3 protein-coding genes are annotated in these 3,957 nt (G+C 64.9%); all 3 read right to left on the bottom strand.

Features of this window, described 5'->3' with window-relative positions:
- The coding region (locus tag MRY75_RS12600; RefSeq protein WP_292308324.1) for an AMP-binding protein at nucleotides 1-901 on the bottom strand (901 nt) is incomplete at its 3' end.
- Nucleotides 846-2,207, bottom strand: coding sequence for an IS5 family transposase (locus MRY75_RS12595; RefSeq protein WP_027238795.1), 1,362 nt, complete (start codon nucleotides 2,205-2,207; stop codon nucleotides 846-848). The genes MRY75_RS12600 and MRY75_RS12595, both read right to left, overlap by 56 nt.
- A gap of 262 nt (nucleotides 2,208-2,469) precedes the next feature.
- On the bottom strand, nucleotides 2,470-3,957 hold a 1,488-nt coding region (locus tag MRY75_RS12590; protein WP_292308320.1), incomplete at its 5' end, for an FAD-dependent oxidoreductase.

Genomic DNA, 3,957 nt, shown 5'->3' with positions numbered 1-3,957 from the left:
CCGGCGGCAGGCCGGTTTCAGTTGCGCCGAAGGAATTCAGATAGGGCGTGTCCAGAAGGGCCGTCAGTTCCGCGATCTGATGCGGCGGCACCAGATCGGCCATTGCGCCGCAAACCTTGATTCCCTTCAGCGGCAAAGGGTTGGCGCGTCGTTCTGCGATAAAGGCGTCCAGCGCACCGGGCATCATCACGAACCAGCCGATCCGGTGGCGCGACAACGCCTCGTTGATGACCGCAGGCTGCAAACCGTCTACCATCACCACGGTTCCGCCCCGCAGGACCGTCGCCAGCGCATGATCGGTGGACGCCATGTGGAACATAGGTGCCCAAGCGATGAACCCGTCGCCGGGATCCAGCGCCAGCTGCGCCGCAAAAACCATGGATCGGGCGATATGCGCGCGGTGGCTGATGAGCGCCCCTTTGGGCAGGCCCGTAGTCCCCGAGGTATACAAGATCGTCAGACCAGCCTCTGGATCGTCGACCATGGTCCCGATGCGCGGGTCTTGCTCGGCCCCGGCAATGGCCGTTTCCAGGTCTGGCCCGATGGTCAGACAGGGTGTCGACGCGACGGCGTGATACATTTCTGAAAAGTCCGGTTCGACGATCGCGAGCACCGGCTCGACCAGATCGATGCAGTGCCACAGTTGATCGGGGGCAAGCCGCCAGTTCAGGCAAGCGACAATCGCGCCAATTCCTGCCGCTGCCAGTTCGACCTCCAGGTACTCCGAGCGTTTATGCGACAGAATCGCGATCCGGTCGCCGGGCGCCACGCCCCTGGCCAGAAACACGGCAGCCAGACGATCGACCCTCCCCAGCAATTCGGCATAGCTCAGTCGCCCCTGAACATCACGCAGCTGCGGCTCTGATGCCGCATTTCGGCCGCGGTAGAGCGATGATCGCACCGATCGCGGCGATGAGAGCGGCGAGGATTTCGGCCACGAGAGCCCTCAGATGGGCCAGGATCATGCGGATGTTGTGCCCGCAGCCGCAGAGCACAGCGTGGAGCGCGTCTCCGAGCGTGCCCTTGAGAGCGCAGCGGGCAAGGCGGCCGTCGGTCTTCATGTGCCCGATCACAGGTTCGATTGCGCTGCGCCGGCGCAGGTCGCGCCGGAGCGCCGGCGTCATCCCGCGGCGCTGGCCCGAGATGAACGCCTCGGTCGTCTGCACACCGTGGCCGCGGTAGCCGCGGTCGACGAAGGCCCTCCTGGGCCGGGTCTCGGTCAGGATCTCCACCTGCTCCAGCGCCTCGCGAAGGGTGTGCCCGTCATAGGGGTTGCCGGGCATCGACCGCATGCCGACGACGAAGCCCTCCCGGTGCGTGGTTGCCACCGACACCTTAGTGCCGAACTCGTAACGGACCCGCGCCTTGCCCTTGGAGATGCAGTCCACCTCGGGCTCGTGCAGTGCGTAGAGCTTGCCCTTGTCCTTCGGCTTCTGCCGCAAGAGCCGGCCCGACAAGGCAATCTCCGCCTCGATCCGCTCCCGCAAACCGGCGTCGGCCACACGGCCCAACTGGCGCTGGATGTCGCGCAGGACGCGCCCGGTATAGCCCTTCAGCCGCCGCAGGGCCTTGCGCATCCGCTTGAACTGGCGCGCATGCGCGTAGCGCCCGACCTGGCCCGACAGCCGCGGCGCAAGCCGCGCGTAGCTCTGGCGCAGGGACAGGCCTGCCTCCTGCGCGAGCGCCACCAGGCGCCGGCGCGCCTTCTCGCAGAGCCGCGCGTCCGTGGGATGCGCGATCGCCTTCTCCATCACCGTCGTGTCCACGATCACCGCCTCGACACTCCGCTCGGAGATCACTCCAGCTTCACGGCCCGCCTCGATCGTCTTGGTCAGAAGCCATTCGACGCCCTCTTCCCCGATCCGCTTGCGCCACCGCGTCAGCGACGAAGGATCGAGCGGGAAGCAATGCTGGAAGAACGTCTCGCCACAGAAGTGCTGGTAATAGGGGTTCTCCACCCACCGCGCCACCACCGCCTCGTCCGAGAGCCGGTAGGCATGCTGCAAATAGAGCAACCCCGCCACCAGTCGCGGCGACGTCGCCGGGCGGCCGGTGTGCGACGTGAAGAACCCCGCCCACTCATCCTCGAAGAACTCCCAGTCGATCAGGGCGGCCAGCTTCACCAGCTCGTGGCGCATGTCGATCATGTCCGTCAGGCGTGGGCGCAACAGGTCGTCCTGTTCAGGGGCGCGGGATTTGGGCTTCATACGTTGATCCGAAATTGCAGGCTTCTCGCCCGAAACCTACCAAATCCTGCAGTTCCAGAATACTGAAAACGCCGCTTCATAAAACAAAATCAATGCGTTGGGACTTGTTCAGGGTGAACTAGCTCAGTCTCTTGCTGCCGTCCTCGATGGCCAGATCCCCCGCGCAATCCTGTGCGCGGGTTCGAAAGATCGAATAAAGGTCGGCGCGTCCTGCACGCGAAACTTCGGTCAGCATGGTATCCCCCCTTGCGCGGGCTTCGGTTCAGAGACCCTGCGCCAGGCGCACGCCTTCATCAATGGCGCGCAGCGCATCCAGTTCGGCGGCCTCCTTTGCCCCGCCGATCATTGTAACCGGGACGCCGCGCGCGGCAAGCTCTTCTGCCAGGGCCCGTTCCGGCTCCTGACCGGTGCACAACACGATTGTATCGGCCGCGATGACCTTTGGCTTTCCATCCACAACGATGTGCAGCCCCGCGTCGTCGATATATTCATAGGTCACGCCGCCCATGGCCTCGACCCCGTGTTTGCGCAGCGCATTCCGCAGAATCCACCCTGTCGAGACGCCCAGACCTGCACCGGGTTTCGATGTCTTGCGCTGAAGCATGACGACTTTGCGGCGCGATGGTTCCGGGGCCAGAGGGTCGCCACTCAGGGCACCCGAGGAGACAAATTCGGGGTCCACAGCCCAGGTTTCGCAAAAGACGTCGGAGTTGGCAGTCTCGGCGGGTTCGGTCACCAAGAACTCGGCCACATCATGACCGATGCCCCCTGCCCCCATCACGACGACACGGTCGCCCGCCACACGGTCGCCGGACAGAATTTCGGCATAGGTCGCGACGCTGGGATGGTCGATACCCGGCAGGTCGGGAACCCGCGGCGTGACCCCGGTAGCGATGACCACATGGTCGAAGCCTTCAAGATCGCTCGCCTCTGCCCGTTGTCCCAGACGCTGCGTGACCCCGTGTTTCTGCATCTGACCGGCATAATACCGAAGGGTTTCGTCGAATTCGTCCTTGCCGGGTGCGGCGCGGGCCAGATTCAGCTGACCGCCCAGCTTGTCCTGCGCCTCGAACAGCGTGACAGCATGGCCCAGCCGCGCCGCCTCGGCGGCTGTGGCCATGCCCGCGGCACCACCGCCGACGACGGCCACTTTCTTTGGCGCGTCGGTTGGCGTATCCTGGAATTCGGTTTCACGCCCGGCCCTTGGATTGACCAGACATCCGACCGGCCGGTCCGAAAAGATGAAATCCAGACAGGCCTGGTTGCAGGCGATGCAGGTGTTGATCTCGTCCGCGCGGCCCTCTCGCGCCTTTTTCACGAAATGCGGATCGGCCAGAAACGGGCGCGCCATCGAGATCATGTCCGCATCGCCAGAGGCAAGTATGTCTTCGGCAAGCTGGGGTGTGTTGATCCGGTTCGAGGCGACCACCGGGATCGACACGGCCGCTTTCACGTTGGCTGCCGCCTTGCGCCAGGCACCGCGCGGCACCGGATAGGCGATCGTCGGCACACGGGCCTCGTGCCAGCCGATGCCGGTGTTCAGAATATCCGCACCTGCGGCCTCTATCTTGCGGGCCAGTGCGGCAATTTCATCGGCGGGCGCGCCGCCCTCGACCAGATCGGCCGCCGAAATCCGGTAGATGACCAGAAACTCGGGGCCGCAACGTTCGCGCACCGCGCGCACGATCTCGACCGGGAATCGGTGGCGGTTCGCGGCGCTGCCGCCCCAGTCGTCTTGGCGCTTGTTGGT

It is taken from the genome of Marivita sp., assembly GCF_022763305.1.
In the GTDB taxonomy this organism is placed as follows: domain Bacteria; phylum Pseudomonadota; class Alphaproteobacteria; order Rhodobacterales; family Rhodobacteraceae; genus Marivita.
The sequence above is the reverse complement of the archived record's forward strand: the minus strand, read 5'-3'. Positions and strand labels throughout refer to the sequence as shown.